Below are 757 nucleotides of genomic sequence, written 5' to 3' on the forward strand. Positions count from 1 at the left end.
TGTGTCTGTCCGTTTGTCTTTGCTGAGAAGGTCACCGACAGTAACGTACCCGTACCGGTGACACCGTCTCCGCTGAGACTCGCTGAACTGAGACCTCTGATTCTCCCAGCGGTGTTATCAATTGTTCCTCTTTGAAAGAAGGTCGTTGCGCCCTCTGTTTTCAGAAACCCGCCTTCGTTTACCTCAATTGCCTTGAGTGATGCAGCGTCGAATGCAATATCAAATTGCCATCCCGCTAAATCGGGCACGTTTTCTGCCCTGAGATCAAGGGTGAATGTATCGCCGACATGGATTGCAGGCTTGGAAAAGGTGTACCCAATACCGGAGTTTGCCACTGTATATTCTGTCCCCGGTTCAAACCCAAAAAAGCCCTGACCATTGCTGTGAAGCGCGACTAACAAGACATTTTTACCCTGTTGAAGTGGCACAGGGTATTCATCTGTATAATCAGTGCCCCGCCTTTGATAACGCGCATGCTCGTGAATCAAAGTTCCATTGAGCCAAACTTGGAGCTCGAGGTAGCTGCCGACATATAGTGTCGTTGCCTGTTCCCGTGGCGAAAATAGGAGCACAGATCCGTAGATAGCACCTTCAGGAACAGGCGGTTTCAACATCTCCGCCATCCGCCCTGTAGACGGGAGTTTGTGAGAAGTCCAGACGCTACTACCGACAGATTGCCCCTCTGTTGCCCCCTGGACAGCAATCTCTGCCTCTGTCACTTTCCCACCAGTTACTTCCGATAGTAAATCTCTCTGCA

Annotated in this window: 1 protein-coding gene; it reads right to left on the reverse strand. The window is 50.6% G+C overall.

What is annotated here, in order from left to right; all coding sequences use genetic code 11:
- Positions 1-757: hypothetical protein (locus J4G07_14920; GenBank protein MCE2415284.1), on the reverse strand; the 757-nt coding region annotated here is incomplete at both ends.

It is taken from the genome of Candidatus Poribacteria bacterium, from assembly GCA_021295715.1.
In the GTDB taxonomy this organism is placed as follows: Bacteria; Poribacteria; WGA-4E; order WGA-4E; family WGA-3G; genus WGA-3G.